Genomic DNA, 17,023 nt, shown 5'->3' with positions numbered 1-17,023 from the left:
GGAAACGGCCCAAGAAACAGGGTGGGATCGCGTCATGGCTTCAGACTTTTTTTCAGCCGGCACGGTGCAGAACATCGTCGATACGGCCTCACACATGCTGTCGCCGCACGGGCCCAACGGGGCCATGACGCCGACCGATTTCAGCGTCCATTTCTTCCTGCAGTTGTCCGCCATCATCCTGACCTGCCGCGTCGTCGGCTGGCTGGGGCAGAAGCTGCTGGCCCAGCCCCAGGTGGTGGGGGAGATGATCGCCGGCGTGGTGCTGGGCCCGTCGCTGCTGGGCCTGCTGTTCCCCGGCCTGGCGGCCGAGCTGTTTCCCAAGGAAACGAAGAACGTGCTGTATGTCGGCGCCCAGTTCGGCGTCGGGCTGTACATGTTCCTGGTGGGCACCGGGTTCCGGGGCGACCATTTCCGCACCAACGGCAAAAGCGCCTTCGCCGTGTCCCTGTCCGGCATCCTGGCGCCCTTCCTGGTGGCCTTGCTGATCACACCCATGCTGCTGGACGTGCCCGGCCTGTTCGCCGATGGGCTGCCCCGGACCCAGGCCACCCTGTTCCTGGGCGCCTGCATCGCCCTGACCGCCTTTCCCATGCTGGCCCGCATCATCCATGAGCGCGGCCTCAGCGACAGCGCGCTGGGCACCTTGTCGCTGACGGCGGGTGCTTTCGACGATGCCGCCTCCTGGTGTGTGCTGGCCGTGGTGCTGGCGGTGTTCGGCGCCGGGCCGGGCGTCGCCGTGCTGGCCATCGGCGGCGGGGTGGGCTTCGCCCTGTTCGTCATCCTCTTCGGCCGCCGCCTGCTGGCGCCGCTGGGCCGCGCGGTGGAGCGCCGGGGGGAGATGACGCACACCGTGCTGGCCATCACCCTGGCCGTGTTCTGCCTGTCCGCCTTCGTCATGGACGCGGTGGGCATCCATGCCATCTTCGGCGGCTTCATCGTCGGCACCGCCATGCCGCGCGGCCTATTCGTGGAGGAATTGAAGAAGAAGGTGGAGCCGGTGGCCGTGGTCCTGCTGCTGCCCATGTTCTTCACCTATTCCGGCCTCAACACCCGCATGGACATGGTGAATTCCGCCTCCCTGCTGCTGATGGCGCTGGGCGTGCTGGTGGCGTCCATCGTCGCCAAGGGGGTCGCCTGCTATGCCGCCGCCCGCCTGTGCGGCGAGGACAACCGCACCGCGCTGGGCATCGGCGCCCTGATGAACTCGCGCGGGCTGATGGAACTGATCATCATCAACATCGGCCTGCAAAAGGGCATCATCGGGCCGACGCTGTTTTCCATGCTGGTGCTGATGGCCATCGTCACCACTATGATGGCGTCCCCGCTGTTCGAACTGGTCTATGGCCGCAAGGCCCGGGCCAGCGGTGAGCTGGGGGCTGTTCCGGAACGAGCCTGAGGCGGGCCCCATGACGCGCACGCGGACCATCCTGATCGTCGGGGGCGGCACGGCCGGGTGGCTGGCCGCCGCCTACCTCGCCCGTTACCTGGGCGTGCGCGAGGATGGGCCGATCCGCATCACCCTGCTGGAATCGCAGGACATCGGCATCGTCGGGGTGGGGAGGGAACCTTTCCCACCATTCGCGGCACCCTGAAATTCCTGGGCATGGACGAAGCGCGCTTCATGCGCGAGACCGCCGCCACCTTCAAGCAGGGCATCCGCTTCGACCGCTGGGTGACGGGGGCGGAGGACGACAGCTTCTTCCATCCCTTCGAGGCGCCCTTTCCCCTGGAGGGCGCCGGCCTGGTGCCCTATTGGCTGCTGCAGGACCGGGACGCCCGCCCGCCCTTCGCCCAGGCCATGACCTTCCAGCCCCGGGTGGCGGAGGCCCGGCGCGCGCCCAAGCGGGGGCCCGAGGGGGATTTCGAGGCGCCGCTGAACTACGCCTATCATTTCGATGCCGCCAAGGCGGCGGCGGCGCTGGCCCGCCGCGCCCGCGAGCTGGGTGTCCTGCACCTACAGGGCACCGTGACGGACGTGGTGCTGGGGCCGGACGGCGCCATCGACCATGTGATCACGCGGGAGCAGGGGCCCCTGTCCGCCGATCTCTACCTGGATTGCAGCGGCTTCCGCGCCGAACTGATCGGCCGCGCCCTGGGCGTGCCGCAGAAGCCGGTGAAGCCCATCCTGGCCACCGACCGCGCGCTGTCCTGCAAGGTGGCGCATGGGGTGCCGGACGCGCCGCTGGAAAGCGTCACCCTGGCCACCGCCCATGCCGCCGGCTGGACATGGGACATTGGCCTGGAAGGTGGGCGGGGGATAGGCTGCGTCTATTCCAGCGACCATATGTCGGACGACGCGGCCGAGGCCACGTTGCGCGCCTATCTGGCGCCGCTGCTGGGCCGGGACGCGGCCCCGCCGCCCCTGCGCCGCATCGCCTTCGACCCCGGCTATCGCGAGACGCCCTGGGTCGGGAATTGCGTCGCCATCGGCCTGTCGGCCGGCTTCCTGGAGCCCCTGGAGTCCACCAGCGTGGTGCTGGTGGAGGTGGCGGTGGGCATGCTGGCCGAGTTGTTCCCGCATGACGGCGACTGGCAGGCGCCGGCCGCCCGCTTCAATGAGCTGATGACCCGGCGGTTCGAGAACATCGTCGCCTTCCTCAAGCTGCACTATTGCCTCAGCCGGCGGGAGGAGCCGTTCTGGCGGGACAACCGCGACCCCGCGACCATCCCGCCCGGCTTGCGCGACCTGCTGGCGCGGTGGCGCGCGCGCCCGCCCAGCCGGTTCGATTTCGCGCTGGATCTGGAGGCCTTCGCCTACTTCAACTACCAGTACATCCTGTATGGCATGGGCTTCGAAACCGACCTGTCGGCGGCCCGCGGCGCCTATCCCGATGCCGATGCGGCGCGCAAGACCTTCGCCCGCATCCAGGCCTATGGCGACCACGCCATCCGCGATCTGCCGGCCCACCGGGCGCTGATCCGGCGCTTGAACCAGACCAGCGCCCCGGAGGACCGGGTGGCGTTACGCCGATAGCGCCGCCGGCGCCGGCTCGGCCAGCATGCTGCCGGTCTCGCGGGCGCGGATGTGCCAGCTGAACGCCTCTTCCAGGATGTGCGGCGTCTGGCCGCCCCGGGCCACGGCCCGACGCACATAGTCGGCCATCTGCTCCCGATAGCTGGGGTGCAGGCAGTTCTCCATGATGGCCCGGGCGCGTTCCCGCGGGGCCAGGCCACGCAGGTCGGCCAGGCCCCGCTCGGTGACGATCACGTCCACGTCGTGCTCCGTGTGGTCCACGTGGGTGACCATGGGCACGATGCTGGAGATGCGGCCGTCCTTGGCCAGCGACTTGGTGACGAACACCGAGAGCTGGGCGTTGCGGGCGAAGTCGCCCGATCCGCCGATGCCGTTCATCATGTGCGTGCCGTTGACGTGGGTGGAGTTCACGTTGCCGTAGATGTCGCACTCGATGGCGGTGTTGATGGCGATCAGGCCCAGGCGCCGCACCACCTCGGGATGGTTGCTGACCTCCTGCGGGCGCAGGATGATGCGGTCGCGGTAGCTGGCGATGTTGGGCATGACGCGGGCCATCACCGGCGCCGTCAGCACGATGCTGGAGGCCGAGGCGAAGGCCAGCTTGCCGGCGTCGAACAGGTCGAAGGCGCTGTCCTGCAACACCTCGCTGTACAGCTCCAGGTCGGTGAAGGGGCTGTCCTTCAGGCCGGCCAGCACGGCGTTGGCGATGGCGCCGATGCCGGCCTGCAAGGGCGGCAGATGCCGGGGCAGGCGGCCGGCCAGCACCTCCTGCTCCAGGAAGGTGATCAGGTGGCGGGAGATGGCGGTGGTGTCGGCGTCCGCCGGCTGCAGCGTGGTGGCGCTGTCCGGCTGGTTGGTCACCACGATGGCGGCGATCTTGGCCGGATCAATCTGCACCGCCGGGGTGCCCACCCGGTCCGACGCCTTGGTCAGCTCGATGGGTTCGCGCGCCGGGCGGCGCTTGGGGATATAGATGTCGTGCAGCCCCTCCAGGTCCGCCGGCTGGGCCAGGTTGATCTCCACGATCACCTTGTCGGCCAGGATGGCGAAGCTGGCGGAGTTGCCGACCGAGGTGGTGGGGACGATGGCGCCCGTCTCGGTGATGGCCGTGGCCTCGATCACCGCGCAGTCCAGGTGGCCCAGCGCGCCGGAGCGCAACTGCTCCACCATTTCCGACAGGTGCTGGTCGATGAACATCACCTCGCCGCGGTTGATGGCGGCGCGCAGGCGGGCGTCGGCCTGGAAGGGCAGGCGCCGCTTCAGCATGCCGGCGTCCGCCAGCATGCCGTCCAGGTCGTTGCCCAGGGAGGCGCCGGTCAGCAGGTTGATGTGCAGGGGCTCGGCCCGCCCGCGATTGATCAGGGCCAGGGGGACGGCCTTGGCATCGCCGGCCCGGGTGAAGCCACTCATGCCCACGGTCATGCCGTCCTGGATCAGGGCGGCCGCCTGCTCGGCGGTCATGATGCGATCATGCAGGCTGCTCAGACGAATTCGCTCTCTAACCATGTTCTTGTCCGTTGTTCGGCGCCGTCCCCTGGGGGCGGTCCCAGGGATTCGACGACCGCAGGCCCTGGCGGGCGTTGGCCGTTGTGGTCCCTTCGGGGTGCGGGCACCGAATATTTGGGACCCGGCACCCCTACCCCTCCAATAGTTTCTCACAGGCGCAACGATCACGGATTCTGATCGTGGGGTCGGGGTCAATCCATATCTATAAGATATCAAAGACGCCATTCCGATATATTAGACGCACGGCGGGAAGCGGGCGCATAGTTCATCTCACCAACGACCGCGCTGACTGAAGGCGCTGGACCTCACAGGACGCGGCCCGGTTGATTGATGGAGATGATGGAATGTTCGCCCCGCTGAAGAATTCGTCCCGCACGTATGCCTTTGCCGCCGCCCTGTCCGCCCTGGCGCTGTCCGCGCCGCTGGTGGCCTGCGCCGGCACCGGGACGGAGGTGGTGGTGACCCCGGCCGTCCACCAGGCTTGCGAGGCGATGGGCCTGCATCCGGCTAACGCCGACTTCGCCGCCTGCACCGCCGCGCTGACCCATGTGCAGGGTGAGCACGCCCAGGTTTCGCCCCAGGTCGGCCGTGAACAGAAGGCGTGCGCCATGGCGGGTGCGGCCCCCGGCTCCGCCGCCTTCGCCTCTTGCGTCGACACTCTCGACGCGGCGCTGACGGCCCAGACCCTGACGGCCAATTGATGAGCCCCCTGCGGTAAAGCCTTTGGGGCGGGGGGACCCGGCGGTTGATCCGGTTCCGCCCCCTCCGCCCCTCACGTGACGGCGCCCGTCCGCCCTCCTCCCATCGGGTTGCCGGGAGCCGTCACGCATAGGAAAGGACGTGGTCTGCGGGCCGCGTCCTTTTCTTTTCCGGATCAATCCAACCTGAGGTTTCTTCCGTCATGGCCGAATTGGATGTCGCTGGCATCTTCATGGCCCCCATTGTCGGCTATGGTGCCGTCACCCTGCTACTGTTCCTGATCCTGCGCGGCCTGCTGGCCCGCCTGGGGTTCTGGCGGATCGTGTGGCACCCCGCCCTGTTCGAAGCGGCGTTGTTCTCCATCCTGCTGTCCGGCCTGGTGCTGCTATGAACGCCCGTCTGGCTCCCCTGCTGCGGGCTTTGGGCCGGGGCGGCGCCACCCTGGCCATGGTCGGCGTGGCCGTCCTGCTGATCGCCGCCCTGTGGCAGCGCTACATGTTGGCGCCGTGGACGCGGGATGGCCGCGTACGGGCGGAGGTGGTTGACGTGGCGCCGGAGGTGGCCGGCACCATCGTCGACATCCCCGTTCACGACAACCAGTTGGTGCGCAAGGGCGACGTGCTGTTCGTCATCGACCCTGTGCGCTTCCGCATCGCCCAGGCCCAGGCCCGCGCCGCCGTCGCCGCCGCCCGGGACGAACGCGCCCTGAAGCTCAGCGACGCCCAGCGCCGGCAGGGGTTAGCCGGCGTGGTGTCCGACGCGGAGCAGGAGCGCTTCCGCAGCACGGCCAGCGTGGCCAACGCCCAGCTGGAGGCGGCGGAGGCCGCGCTGGACCTGGCCAACCTCAACCTGGAACGCTCCGTCATCCGCGCCCCGGTCAATGGCTATGTCACCAACCTGCGCCTGCGGGTGGGCGACTACGCCACCACGGGCCAGCCCCGGGTGGCCGTCATCGACACCGATAGCTTCTGGGTCAGCGGCTATTTCGAGGAAACGAAGCTGGCCCGCATCCATGAGGGCGACACCGCCCGCATCAAGCTGATGGGCTACACCCCGCCCCTGACCGGCCATGTCGAGACCATCGCCCGCGGCATCAACGACCGCAACAGCGCCCCCAACGCCTATGGGCTGCAGGACGTGAACCCCGTCTTCACCTGGGTGCGGCTGGCCCAGCGCATTCCCGTGCGCGTGGGCATCGACACCGTCCCCCCGGGCGTGGTGCTGGCCGCCGGCATGACCTGCACGGTGTCGGTGGGGGATGAGGCGCAGCGCCCGCAGGGACTGGTGGGCCGTGTCCTGGCCCGCCTGGAATCGAGGATCTGAGCCATGACCCGCTGGAAAGCCCTGGCGGCGCTGCTGCTGGGGGGCGTGGTATCGGCCTGCACCGTCGTGGGCCCCGATTACAAGCCGGTTCCCCTGGATGACCTGCCCAAGGGCTGGACGGAACAGTTGCCGCCGGCGGCTGGCGTCAATGCCATGCGCGCGTGGTGGGACAGTTTCCAGGACCCCACCCTCAGCCGCTTGGTCCAGGCGGCCATCGCGGATAACGAAGACCTGAAGATCGCGCGTCAGCGCCTGGTGCAGGCCCGCGCCGCCCGCGTCATCGCCAAGTCCGCCGACCTGCCGGATGTCCGCCTCGGTATTGATCCGGCCCTGCAACGATCCAGTGAAAGCGTGGATTGGCCGGCGGGCATCGGCAGCTATCACACCTGGCAGGCGGAACTGGACGCCACGTGGGAGATCGACGTCTTCGGCGGCACCCGCCGCGCCGTCGAGGCGGCCGACGCCGACATCGCCGCGACGGAGGAGGGGCGCCGCGCCATCCTGGTCAGTCTGTTGGCGGAGGTGGCGACCGATTACGCCCGGCTGCGTGCCGCCCAACTGCGCCTGACCATCGCGGAAAACAACATCGCCGTCGCCGCCAAGGCCCTGGACCTGGCCCAGCGGGCCTATCAGCGTGGCCTGGGCACCCTGCTGGACGTGGCGCAGGCCAAGTCACAGCTGGAAACGGTGCAGGCCGCCACCCCGCCGCTGCAGGCCACCGTGGCGCGTATGAGCCATGCCATCGCCATCCTGCTGGGCCGCTATCCGGGGGAACTGGAGGCCGAGCTGTCCCAGCCCGCGCCCTTGCTGACCGTTCCCACCAGCCTGCCGGTGTCGCTGCCGTCGGAGGTGGTGGCCAACCGCCCGGACATCCGCCGCGCCGACCGGCGCTATGCCGCCGCCAACGCCCGCATCGGCGTGGCCACGGCCGCCAGCCTGCCCCATTTCGCCATCCCGTTGACGCTGATGCCCCAGGCGGCGGACCTGGGCAAGCTGTTCAGCCTGGCCAGCCTGACCTATTCCCTGGGCGCGCAGGTCGCCGGCCCTCTCTACAACGGTGGGCGCGACGACGCCCGCATCGCCATGGCCAAGGCGGAGGCCGAGGCCGCCCGCATCGATTATGAGCGGACGGTGAAGGAGGCGCTGCGCGATGTGGAGGACGCGCTGGTCAACTACCAGACGGAAACCCGTCGGCAGCAGAGCCTGGTGGCCGCCCGTGTCGATGCCGCCCAGGCCCTGGACCACGCCACCCGCCTTTACGGCGCCGGCCTCACCGATTTCCTGAAGGTGCTGGACAGCGAGCGCCAGGCCTACCAGGCGGAGGACCGGGAGGCGGAAAGCCGCCTCGCCCGGGTGGAGCACGTCATCACCCTGTACAAGGCGCTGGGCGGCGGCTGGCAGGGAGTGGACCTGGACGCTGCCGCCGTCGACGCAGCTGGCGGGGCGGCGGCGGCCCGCGATTAGGGTTCCGCCAGCGTGCCCGCCAGGGCGATGAAGGCGCGCACGGCCGGCGCCGCGTCCTGCGCGCGGTGGGCCAGCGCCAGGGTGTAGCGGATGTCGTCGTCGGCCAGGGGGCGGTAGACCACGCCCTCCACCGCCATGCAGGCGATGGTTTCCGGCATCAGGGAAACACCCAGGCCGGCCGCCACCAGGCGGATGGTCAGCGAGATCTGGGGCACGGATTGCACCACCTGCGGCGCGAAGCCATGGCGGGCGCACAGCTCGTCGATCAGGCTGCGCAGTTCGGCGGCGCCGGCGCGGTGGTTCAGCACCATGGGCTCCCCCGCCAGGCCGGCCACCGGGACGGCCGGCAACTGGGCCAGCGGATGGCCTGCCGGCAGCGCCACCACCAGCCCCTCCGGCCGCAGCGGCAGCACCGCGACGCCGCCCGGCAGGCTGAGCGGCGGCAGGCGGACGAAGCCGACATCCACATCGCCGGCGGCGATGGCGGCCAGTTGCGGTCCCACCGCCATTTCCACCAGGTTCAGATCCACGCCCGGATGGGCCTGCCGGAAATCGCGCAGGATGGCCGGCATCAGGGCGCTGAGGCCGGCGGAGCCGACGAAGCCCACCTCCAGCCGGCCGACCTCCCCCCGCCCGGCCAGGCGGCCGATGGTTTCCGTCCGCGCCGCCTGTTCCAGGGTCTTGCGCGCCTCCGCCAGGACCAGGATTCCGGCGTCGGTCAGGCTGATGCGTCCGCGCGTCCGGTTCAGCAACTGGGTGCCGATCTGCCGTTCCAGCGATTGGATCTGTTGGGTCAGCGCGGGCTGCACGATGTGCAGCCGCTCCGCCGCCCGGCCGAAATGCAGTTCTTCCGCCAGCAGGACGAAGGACCGCAGCAGTTTCAGTTCCAGCATGATGCTCTCAGGGCTTGGTGGCGGCGTTATGGACGGCGGCGGCGCGGCGGGCCTGGGCCACCAGCGCACGTGTCGCGGCCGCCCCCTCGTTCGCGCGGTAGACCAGCATGATGGGGGCGGTGTCGTACCCGCCTTTCAGATCCAGCAGCCGCACGCCCTCCTGCCCCATGTTGCGCATGCTGTCCGGCGCCAGCGCCACGCCCAGCCCGGCCTCAACCAGGTTCAACAGGGGCGGGAAGGCCGGCACCTCCTGCACGATGCGGGGGCTGAACCCGGCCTTGCGGCAGGCGGCGATCATCATGTCATAGATGTTGGGGCCGGCCGTGCGCGGGATGATCAGGAAATCCTCATCCGCCAGCTCCGCCAGATCCAGGGTGCCGGCCTCCGCCAGGCGGTGGCCCAGGGGCAGGGCCGCCAGCAGCTTTTCCTCCACCACCGCGTAGGTGGTCAGGCCCGGCATCTCCGCCGTCCGGCCGCGCACCAGGGCCACGTCCAGCGCGCCGTCGCGCACCGCGTCGGTCAACTGGCCGAAATCGTTCAGTTCCAAGGTCACCTGCACGCCCGGATGCTGGGCGCGGTAGTCGCGGATCAGCCGGGCGATCCAGGGATGGGCGGTGACCGACATGCTGAGCCCCATGCGCAGGCGCCCCTTTTCCCCCCGTGCCACCTGCCGCGCGCTGGCCAGGGCCTGGTCGATCTGGGCCAGGATCGCCTTGGCGTCCTTCAGGAAGGTGAGGCCCACGGCCGTCAGCTCCACCCCCCGGGACAGCCGGTGGAACAGCGGGCTGCCAATCTCCCGCTCAAGCTGCTGGATTTGCTGGCTCAGCGGTGGTTGGCGGATGCCCAGCTTTTCCGCCGCCCGGGTGAAGTGCAGTTCCTCGGCGACGGCGATGAAATAGCGCAGGTGGCGGATGTCCAAGACGGGGTGTCCTGTGTGTTTTAGATATCGAAAACCGTACTCCCATATATTGGACTGTAGTCTGGATGGCGAGCATCATGCAAATCGATGAACTGGCTGGCGTTCCGCTCATGGGCGGCCCCAGGCCCAACCCTGCGTGGCGTTCCCCCGTGCCGTCCCTCAGCCTTGACCCCGCCGTCGCCACCCTGCGCCCCGTCTTCAAGAGCGCAGGACTTCCGCGCCTGGGGGAATGGCTGCCCAGCCGGGGAGCGCTGGGGCATGCGGTGCGCACCGCGATGGCCGCCTTGCTGGCACTCTACCTCGCCTACGCCCTGCAGTTGGAAAGCCCGCAGACGGCGGCGGTGACGGTGCTGATCGTCAGCCACCCCATGAGCGGCGCCGTCATCGCCAAGAGTGTGTGGCGCATCGCCGGCACCCTGGTGGGGGCGACGGCGGCCCTGGCGCTGATGGCGGGCTTCGGCCAGTCGCCGGAGGCTTTCCTGCTGCTGTACAGCCTGTGGCTGGCGGGCTGCGTGGCGCTGGCCAACCGGCTGCGCCGCTTCCGGTCCTACGCGGCCGTGCTGGCCGGTTACACCTTGGCCCTGGTGGCGCTGGGCGCGGTGGACGATCCCTTGCGCACCTTCGACATCGCCGCCGCCCGGGTGGCGGCCATCGTCGTCGGCGTGCTGGCCAAGATGACGGTATCCGGCATCCTATGGCCGGTGACGGCCGCCCAGCGCCTGGAAAGCCGGGTGGCCCGCGTCACCGCCGCCGTGATCGGGGCGCTGGCCCATGACCTGACCGGGGCGGACGCGCCTGGCCGCCGGCACCGGGAGCTGTTGGCCGACCTGCAGGGCCTGGACGACCTGGCGACCTATGCCGCGGTGGAATCGGCCGCGTACCGGCGGCAATCCGACGGCGCGCGGGTGGCCGCGGCCGCGCTGTTCGGCCTGCTGGCCCGCGTGGACGCCGCCCGCCGGGCGCTGGCGTCGCTGCCGGCGGCGGCGGAGCCCTTGCTGGCCTGCCTGACACCGTTGGCGGGGGGCGATGGCCCGGCCTTCCGCGTCGCCGCCGCCGCCGCGCGCCGTCGCCTGCGGGTGGCGCTGCACCTCGCCCACCGCGCCGGCGACACCGCCGCGCTGACGGCCGCGCACCAGTTGGGGGAGGTGCTGGACCTGCTGGTTCAGGTGGCGGTGGCGCGTGACCCGGCCCGCCGCCTGGCCTTCACCCTGCCCGAGCCGGCGGACGGCCCCCTGGGCAGTGCGATCATCGCGGCGCTGCGCACCCTGATCTCCGTCGGCCTGGCGGCCGGCTTCTGGGTCGCCACCGAATGGCCGGCTGGAACCATCATGCTGAGCTGGACCAGCGCCTTCGGGGCCCTGCTGGCCAGCCGCTCCAACCCGGAGCAGGTCAGCGTCCAGGTCTTTCGCGCCGCCCTGTGGGCGGGGCTGCTGGGCCTGCCCGTGACTTTCCTGCTGCTGCCCGCCTTGTCGGAGTTCTGGGGCCTCTCGTTGGTGCTGGCGCCCATCATCGTGGTCGCCGCCCTGATGTCGCAGCGACCGGGGCGGGGGGATTTCGGCAGCTTTATGCCCTTGCTGTTCCTGACCCTGGTGGCACCCACCAACCCCATGAATTACGACCTGCAGGCTTTCCTCAACGCCGCCGCCGCCATCGTGCTGGCCGCGATATGGATCCTGCTGACCTACCGGCTGATCCTGCCGGTGGATGGGCGAGGGGAGGTGCGCCGCCTGCTGGCCAGTTTCTCCGCCAGTGTGCGGGCCTTGGCGTCGGGGGCGTCATCGCCCGACGGCAGGGCCTGGGAATACCGCCACCATCACCGCCTCGCCCGGCTGGCGGTATGGGAGGTGGCCTCCGGCGGCGGGGTCGCCGGGAATGGGGAGGGTGCCCTGGCCCAGGCGCGCGCCCGCATGGACGTCGGGCGGGCGCTGATCGCCATGCGTGGTCTGCTTCCCGGCCTTGCTCCTCAAGACCGCCGCCGGGCCGAGCTGGTCATGCTGGCGCTGGGGCGGCTGATCGAGGATCCGCCCCGCCTTTCCGCCTTCGCCCGCCGCGCGGGTCGCCGGCTGGAGGTGACGGCGGACGATGCGGAGGGGCCGCGGCGCCGCGGCCTGCTGGACCTTGCCGCCTGGTGCCGGCAATTGGCGGGGGCCCGCCAGGACTGAAATTATCGCGTGCCGCGATCTTCCAGGCGATTCCCTCTAGTCCAACGTCAATTGTGGACTACCTGTTCGGACGGGGCCGGCGCCTTAGGGCTACCCATATGGCCTATAACAACGGTTGGCAGGTACGGATGGCAACGCGACATCGAACAGGCGGCGCATAACCTGCGGGCGCTGTGCATCATGGTTGTACCCGCCCCACTTGTCCTTTAGTGTAGCCCCCACATCGCTACGGACCGCCTCATGGCCACGGTTGCCGCCGCCAAAAAATGTGTCCTCATTGTTGAGGACAACGAACTCAATATGAAGCTTTTCAATGATCTGCTGGAGGCGCACGGCTATCGCACGGTGCAGACCCGCGATGGCAGCATGGCTGTGGATCTGGCGCGGCAGCATCGCCCGGATCTTATCCTTATGGATATACAGCTTCCGGAGCTTTCCGGTCTGGACGTGACGCGCTGGTTGAAGGAGGATCAGGATCTGGGATCGATCCCGATCATCGCCGTCACGGCCTTTGCCATGAAGGGCGATGAGGAGCGTATCCGGGAAGGCGGTTGTGATGATTACATCGCCAAACCCATCTCGGTCGCCACTTTCATCCGGACAGTTCGTCGCTTTCTGGATTAGGGTGCGCGATAGTGCCTTTTGATCAAGCTGCGGCGTTTCCGCCGCGGCCGGAATAAGTGGTGTCATGTCGGCTCGCGTCCTGGTCGTTGATGATGTCCTGCCCAACGTCAAGCTGCTCGCGGCGAAGCTGACGCGCGAGTATTTCGACGTCATCACCGCCAGCAGCGGGCCGGAAGCGCTGGAGAAGATCAAGGCGCACGCGCCCGACATCGTGCTGCTGGACGTCATGATGCCCGGCATGGACGGCTTCGAGGTGTGCGAGCGCATCCGCAGCGACCCCGCCATCATGCACATCCCCGTCGTGATGGTGACCGCCCTGTCCGACATCGCCGACCGCGTGCGGGGGCTGGAGGCCGGGGCCGACGACTTCCTGACCAAGCCGGTCAACGACGTGGCGCTGTTCGCCCGCGTGCGCTCCCTGGTCCGTCTCAAGATGATGATGGACGAATGGCGCCTGCGTGAAAGCACCTCGGGCCAGCTGGGCATGCTGGTGTCCACCGACAGCATGCACAACCAGTCGGCGGAGGGCGCCAACGTCCTGGTGGTGGAAGACAGCTCCATCGATCTGGACAAGATCACCGAGACGCTGTGCCGTGACCGCGGCCGGGTGGCGGCGGCCGACACCTGCGCCAGCGGCCTGGAGCAGGCGCTGGCGGGTGACTTCGACTTCATCGTCATCAGCCTGACGCTGATGCGGGAGGATGGCCTGCGTCTGTGCTCCCAGCTACGCTCGCAGGAGAAGACCCGCCAGGTGCCGGTCCTGCTGGTGGCGGACGAAACCGATATCGACCGCGTGGCCAAGGGCCTGGAGCTGGGCGCCAACGACTATCTGATCAAGCCCATCGACCGGAACGAGTTGATGGCCCGGGCGCGCACCCAGATTCGCCGCAAGCGTTATCAGGAGCGGTTGCGCGCGAATTATGAGCAGAGCCTGTCCCTGGCCCTGACCGACAGCCTCACCGGCCTGTTCAACCGCCGTTACCTGAGCGCGCACCTGCCGCGCCTGCTGGACCGGGGCGGGGACAACCACAAGCCGGTGGCCGCCCTGTTGTTCGATATCGACCATTTCAAGGTCGTGAACGACACCTACGGCCACGGCGTGGGGGACGAGGTCTTGAAGGAGGTGGCGCAGCGCGCCAGCCGCAACCTGCGCAACTTCGACCTGGTCGCCCGGTTGGGCGGCGAGGAATTTGTCGTCGTCATGCCCGACACCGATCTGGCCGCCGGTGTCCTGGTGGCGGAACGCCTGCGCCGTCGCATCGCCGAGACGCCCTTCAAGGTCAGCGTCGATGGCGGGGAAATCACGGTGACCATCTCCGTCGGCGTGGCCGTGGCCGATGGCGCCCTGGGCGATGGCCGCATGGAAACGGGCGACAGCCTGCTGCGCCGGGCCGACATGGCCCTCTATGAGGCCAAGCGCGCCGGCCGCAACCGCGTCGTGACCGACAGCAGCCTGGAGGCGCCGCCGCTGGCCCATGCCGCCGACACGCCGGATCTCACCCTGCCGGGTTGATGTTCGCTTAGTCCGGCCTATCAGCCCCGGTAGAGGCGTTTGCGCACGCTGTCCGACAGGCGCTGCCAGCGACGGGCCAACTGTATGGCCAGGGGTTGGCCCTCGTGCCGGCCGGCGGGGCGGGCGCCGATGCGCGAATCCATGTCGGTGCGCTGGCGGACGGGGATAGGGCGCACCAGGTAGGGGGCGATGCCGTTGTCCCAGTAGCGGTCCATGGTCTGGTCCACCGGCATGAAGATGCGCCGGCCGTAGTCCAGCATGCGCCTGGCCCCGTCCAGGCGGATGAGGTAGGCGCCGAAGCCCAGCACGTGGGTGCCCAGGCGCACCAGTTCGCCATCGCGCAGGGTCTTGATCGTGCGGCCCCGGAACTTGGGGGTCTTGGGCTCGCGCACGCGCGGGCGCAGGGATTCCAGCCGCACCACCTGCCATTCCGGCGCGGGGTCGGCCAGTCAGATCCTCCACGATGCGGGGCAGGGCGGGGCTCAGCTCCACATCGTCCTCCAGGATGAGGGCGGCGGGGATGTTCTCCCGCACCATGCGCTCATACAGGCGATAGTGGCTGAGGTAGCAGCCGATCTCCGTGTCCAGCATCTCCACGCCATAGACACGCAGCGCCCTGGCGCGGTCATAGGCGGCGCGGTCGGCATCGCCAAGCGCCCGGCCGTTCACCGCCGGCACGAACTCCGCCGACAGCCCCAAGCGCGCGCACTGGTCCGTCATATGCGCGCGCCGCACCCCGTCATGCTCGAGATTGATGACGAAGACGGGGCATGGAATAGATGGGCTGGAAGGCACGGAAGCGGTGTTCCCAAGGTTCTGGCGCGCCGGGGAGAATACCCCAGCCGCCAGACATGCCAATAGGAAAGGGCCGCTCGAGGAGCGGCCCTTTGCCTGACCAGTGTCCTTGACGGTTCCGGCATTCTGTCGCCCGTGGGGGCGGGGTATGGGCCGGAACGGCGCGCCCGAGCGGGCGCGCGGGACTTACTTGATCTTGGCTTCCTTGAACAGCACGTGCTTGCGAGCCACCGGATCGTACTTCCGGAACTCCAGCTTCTCGGTCGTCTTGCGCGGGTTCTTCTTCTTCACGTAGAAGAAGCCGGTTTCAGCGGAGCTGATCAGACGGATCAGCACGGTATTCTGCTTGGCCATGACCTTTAATCCCACCTACGACAACCCCGTTCGGTCGCCACTCTGGCGGGTCGGGGGCGGTCAAAAACAATTCCGTACCGTGGCCCTCTGGGGCACGGCGTCGCGGCACTTTAGTCAGCGGGCCCTGAGAGTCAAGGCCAAAGAGCCATACGCCGTGGGAACGGGCGCTGCGGCGGGGGATGCGCGCCGTGCATGAGCCATTTCCGCCGCGACAGGGCTGTCCGGCAGCCTGGCGGGCCTCAGGCGCACCGCCCGACGGGGAGAATCAGCGACGCTGTCGTCACATCCCGCCCTGGTCGGGCGCCGCCGACGGCTGGTCGGCCAGCAGCGGCTGGCCCGCCAACTGGGCGCGGCGCAGCAGGGGCGGGTTGGTCAGCAGGTCCTCCGCCACCGTAAGGTCCACCGGCGCCGGGCGATTGTGCTCCGCCGGGCAGGTGGCGGGCGTGCCGGCGGGACGGGGCTGGGCGCGCAAGGGGGCCAGAATGGCGGCGGGGTCGGTCAGCCCGGCCGTGCAGATGGCGGGCGCCAGGCCCTTATGGTCGAACATGTGGCCGGCCGGCGTCAGGATGCGCGACCAGGTGATGAACAGCTCCCCGCCATTGGGCAGGGGGGCAACGGTCTGGACCACGCCCTTGCCGAAGCTGGTGGTGCCCACGTCCAGCGCCCGGCCACTATCGACCAGGGCGCCCAGCACGATTTCGGCGGAGGAGGCGGTTTGCCCATCGGCCAGCACCACCAGGGGGGCGCCGTCCAGGATGTCGTCCGGTGTGGCGTCGTAGTGCTGCACGCTGTCGGGGTGGCGGCCCACGGTGTTCAGGATGGGGCCGCTGGTGATGAACAGGTCGGCCACGGCCACCGCCTGGTCCAACAGGCCGCCGGTGTTGCCGCGCAGGTCCAGCACCCAGCCCGTGAGCGGGTTCACCGTGCCGGCGGTGTCGCGCAGGTGATGGACGGCGGCGGCCAGCGCATCCGCCGTGCCGGCGTTGAACCGGCTGACATGCAGCACGCCCACCGTGCCCGTCCGCTCCGCCATCACCGTGGGCAGGATGATGCGCTGACGGCTGATCAGCAGCGTCACCATGCCGCCCGTGCGGGCGACGCGCACCGGCACGCCGGTGCCCTCCGGCCCGCTGAGGCGGTTCATCACCGCCTCTATCGTCAGGGTGGGGCCGCCCCCGCCGGCGGTATCCACGGGCAGGCCGCCCACGGCGACGATGACATCGCCCGCCAGCAGGCCGGCGGCGGCGGCCGGGCTGCCGGGCGCCACGGCGATGATGCGAAAGCCGCGCGGCGTTTCCTCCAGCGTCACGCCGATGCCGACATAACCCTCCCGCCGCGTGCGCTCCGTCCGCGCCGCCGCCGGCACGGAATAACGGCTGTAGGGATCAAGGTCGGCGGTGGCGCCCTCCAGCATGGCGCGGAACAGGGTTTCCCGGTCCTGCCGGGCCGACGACAGGTCGGTGGATTGCGCCACCACCCAGTCGGTGATGCTGGCGGCCAGGTGCGCCCAGGGCGCCGCGTCTTGGCTTTGGGGCAAGCCGTTGGCGGGCAGGGCGAAGGTGCGGGGGGGCCGCTTGCCCACCGCCAGGGTCACGGTGGCCTGATCGGGTGGGACGGTCACCGTCAAGTCCGGCACCACACGGCCGGCGTGGATCAGGCCATCGACCACCAGGCGGCGCATGTCCACCGGGTCCAGGTACAGCTCATCAATCTTGCCGTAGGCGCTTTGGTAAAACTGCTCGGCGGTGACGCCTTGGCCGCCGGGGCTGCCGGCGCAGGCGGCCAGGGTGAGCATCA

The 17,023-nt window shown here is 69.5% G+C and carries 14 protein-coding genes and 2 pseudogenes; 9 read left to right on the top strand and 7 right to left on the bottom strand.

Going from position 1 to position 17,023, the window contains the following annotated elements; genetic code table 11:
• The first annotated feature begins 34 nt into the window (after positions 1 to 34).
• Both ULB03_RS16675 and ULB03_RS16665 read left to right on the top strand, forming a co-directional pair.
• On the top strand, positions 35 to 1,396 hold the full coding sequence (locus ULB03_RS16675; protein ID WP_322484254.1) for a cation:proton antiporter: 1,362 nt from the start codon (positions 35 to 37) through the stop codon (positions 1,394 to 1,396).
• Positions 1,341 to 2,974 (top strand): annotated as a pseudogene (locus ULB03_RS16665) (tryptophan halogenase family protein). The gene ULB03_RS16675 and the pseudogene ULB03_RS16665 overlap by 56 nt, the downstream one beginning before the upstream one ends.
• On the opposite strand, the gene ULB03_RS16660 reads toward ULB03_RS16665, so the two are convergent.
• Positions 2,963 to 4,480, bottom strand: coding sequence for an acetyl-CoA hydrolase/transferase family protein (locus tag ULB03_RS16660; protein WP_322484251.1), 1,518 nt, complete (start codon positions 4,478 to 4,480; stop codon positions 2,963 to 2,965). The pseudogene ULB03_RS16665 and the gene ULB03_RS16660 sit on opposite strands and share 12 nt — an antisense overlap.
• A gap of 344 nt (positions 4,481 to 4,824) precedes the next feature.
• On the opposite strand from ULB03_RS16660, the gene ULB03_RS16655 reads away from it, so the two are divergent.
• The 4 genes from ULB03_RS16655 (at position 4,825) to ULB03_RS16640 (ending at position 7,966) form a co-directional block, all read left to right on the top strand.
• Entirely contained in the window at positions 4,825 to 5,181 is a 357-nt protein-coding gene (locus ULB03_RS16655) for a hypothetical protein (protein WP_322484250.1), read from the top strand.
• A gap of 200 nt (positions 5,182 to 5,381) precedes the next feature.
• Complete coding sequence (locus ULB03_RS16650) at positions 5,382 to 5,570, top strand: DUF1656 domain-containing protein (protein ID WP_322484249.1); 189 nt, start codon at positions 5,382 to 5,384, stop codon at positions 5,568 to 5,570.
• On the top strand, positions 5,567 to 6,502 hold the full coding sequence (locus tag ULB03_RS16645; protein WP_322484248.1) for an HlyD family secretion protein: 936 nt from the start codon (positions 5,567 to 5,569) through the stop codon (positions 6,500 to 6,502). The genes ULB03_RS16650 and ULB03_RS16645 overlap by 4 nt, the downstream gene beginning before the upstream one ends.
• A 3-nt stretch (positions 6,503 to 6,505) precedes the next feature.
• A complete protein-coding gene (locus tag ULB03_RS16640) occupies positions 6,506 to 7,966 on the top strand; it encodes an efflux transporter outer membrane subunit (RefSeq protein ID WP_322484247.1) in 1,461 nt (486 codons plus the stop codon).
• Here ULB03_RS16640 and ULB03_RS16635 read toward each other — a convergent pair.
• Both ULB03_RS16635 and ULB03_RS16630 read right to left on the bottom strand, forming a co-directional pair.
• Complete coding sequence (locus ULB03_RS16635) at positions 7,963 to 8,859, bottom strand: LysR substrate-binding domain-containing protein (protein WP_322484246.1); 897 nt, start codon at positions 8,857 to 8,859, stop codon at positions 7,963 to 7,965. The genes ULB03_RS16640 and ULB03_RS16635 overlap by 4 nt on opposite strands.
• 7 nt (positions 8,860 to 8,866) lie before the next feature.
• Entirely contained in the window at positions 8,867 to 9,778 is a 912-nt protein-coding gene (locus tag ULB03_RS16630; RefSeq protein ID WP_322484245.1) for a LysR family transcriptional regulator, read from the bottom strand.
• A 77-nt stretch (positions 9,779 to 9,855) separates the two neighbouring features.
• Here ULB03_RS16630 and ULB03_RS16625 point away from each other — a divergent pair, with 77 nt between their 5' ends.
• The 3 genes from ULB03_RS16625 (at position 9,856) to ULB03_RS16615 (ending at position 14,077) form a co-directional block, all read left to right on the top strand.
• Positions 9,856 to 11,940, top strand: a complete 2,085-nt coding sequence (locus tag ULB03_RS16625) for an FUSC family protein (protein ID WP_322484244.1) — start codon at positions 9,856 to 9,858, stop codon at positions 11,938 to 11,940.
• Positions 11,941 to 12,180: 240 nt separating this feature from the next.
• Positions 12,181 to 12,564: a response regulator gene (locus ULB03_RS16620; protein ID WP_322484243.1), complete on the top strand. Its 384-nt coding sequence runs from the start codon at positions 12,181 to 12,183 to the stop codon at positions 12,562 to 12,564.
• 64 nt (positions 12,565 to 12,628) lie between these two features.
• Entirely contained in the window at positions 12,629 to 14,077 is a 1,449-nt protein-coding gene (locus ULB03_RS16615; protein ID WP_322484242.1) for a PleD family two-component system response regulator, read from the top strand.
• Between the two features lie 20 nt (positions 14,078 to 14,097).
• Here ULB03_RS16615 and ULB03_RS16610 read toward each other — a convergent pair whose 3' ends face one another.
• The 4 genes and pseudogenes from ULB03_RS16610 to ULB03_RS16600 all read right to left on the bottom strand — a co-directional run bounded on the left by ULB03_RS16610 (position 14,098) and on the right by ULB03_RS16600 (position 17,021).
• Positions 14,098 to 14,496 (bottom strand): hypothetical protein, encoded by a 399-nt coding sequence (locus ULB03_RS16610; RefSeq protein WP_322484241.1) that lies wholly within the window; start codon positions 14,494 to 14,496, stop codon positions 14,098 to 14,100.
• A gap of 43 nt (positions 14,497 to 14,539) precedes the next feature.
• Positions 14,540 to 14,872: pseudogene (locus tag ULB03_RS27460) on the bottom strand (glycosyltransferase family 25 protein); the annotation flags it as partial.
• A 186-nt stretch (positions 14,873 to 15,058) separates the two neighbouring features.
• Entirely contained in the window at positions 15,059 to 15,226 is a 168-nt protein-coding gene (gene rpmG, locus ULB03_RS16605; protein ID WP_040845325.1) for a 50S ribosomal protein L33, read from the bottom strand.
• 280 nt (positions 15,227 to 15,506) lie between these two features.
• Positions 15,507 to 17,021 carry a S41 family peptidase gene (locus tag ULB03_RS16600; RefSeq protein ID WP_322485217.1) on the bottom strand — a complete coding sequence of 505 codons (1,515 nt, stop codon included), beginning with the start codon at positions 17,019 to 17,021 and terminating at the stop codon, positions 15,507 to 15,509.
• Positions 17,022 to 17,023: the final 2 nt, after the last annotated feature.

This window comes from Nitrospirillum goiasense, from assembly GCF_034427435.1.
Lineage (GTDB): Bacteria > Pseudomonadota > Alphaproteobacteria > Azospirillales > Azospirillaceae > Nitrospirillum.
This window is presented reverse-complemented; position numbering and strand designations above follow the sequence as displayed.

Coding starts and splice junctions, on each gene's coding strand:
- ULB03_RS16620 (WP_322484243.1), top strand. CDS start 12,181: ATGGCCACGGTTGCCGCCGCCAAAAAATGTGTCCTCATTGTTGAGGAC.
- ULB03_RS16645 (WP_322484248.1), top strand. CDS start 5,567: ATGAACGCCCGTCTGGCTCCCCTGCTGCGGGCTTTGGGCCGGGGCGGC.
- ULB03_RS16600 (WP_322485217.1), bottom strand. CDS start 17,021: ATGCTCACCCTGGCCGCCTGCGCCGGCAGCCCCGGCGGCCAAGGCGTC.
- ULB03_RS16625 (WP_322484244.1), top strand. CDS start 9,856: ATGCAAATCGATGAACTGGCTGGCGTTCCGCTCATGGGCGGCCCCAGG.
- ULB03_RS16660 (WP_322484251.1), bottom strand. CDS start 4,480: ATGGTTAGAGAGCGAATTCGTCTGAGCAGCCTGCATGATCGCATCATG.
- ULB03_RS16615 (WP_322484242.1), top strand. CDS start 12,629: ATGTCGGCTCGCGTCCTGGTCGTTGATGATGTCCTGCCCAACGTCAAG.
- ULB03_RS16675 (WP_322484254.1), top strand. CDS start 35: ATGGCTTCAGACTTTTTTTCAGCCGGCACGGTGCAGAACATCGTCGAT.
- ULB03_RS16635 (WP_322484246.1), bottom strand. CDS start 8,859: ATGCTGGAACTGAAACTGCTGCGGTCCTTCGTCCTGCTGGCGGAAGAA.
- rpmG (WP_040845325.1), bottom strand. CDS start 15,226: ATGGCCAAGCAGAATACCGTGCTGATCCGTCTGATCAGCTCCGCTGAA.
- ULB03_RS16640 (WP_322484247.1), top strand. CDS start 6,506: ATGACCCGCTGGAAAGCCCTGGCGGCGCTGCTGCTGGGGGGCGTGGTA.
- ULB03_RS16655 (WP_322484250.1), top strand. CDS start 4,825: ATGTTCGCCCCGCTGAAGAATTCGTCCCGCACGTATGCCTTTGCCGCC.
- ULB03_RS16650 (WP_322484249.1), top strand. CDS start 5,382: ATGGCCGAATTGGATGTCGCTGGCATCTTCATGGCCCCCATTGTCGGC.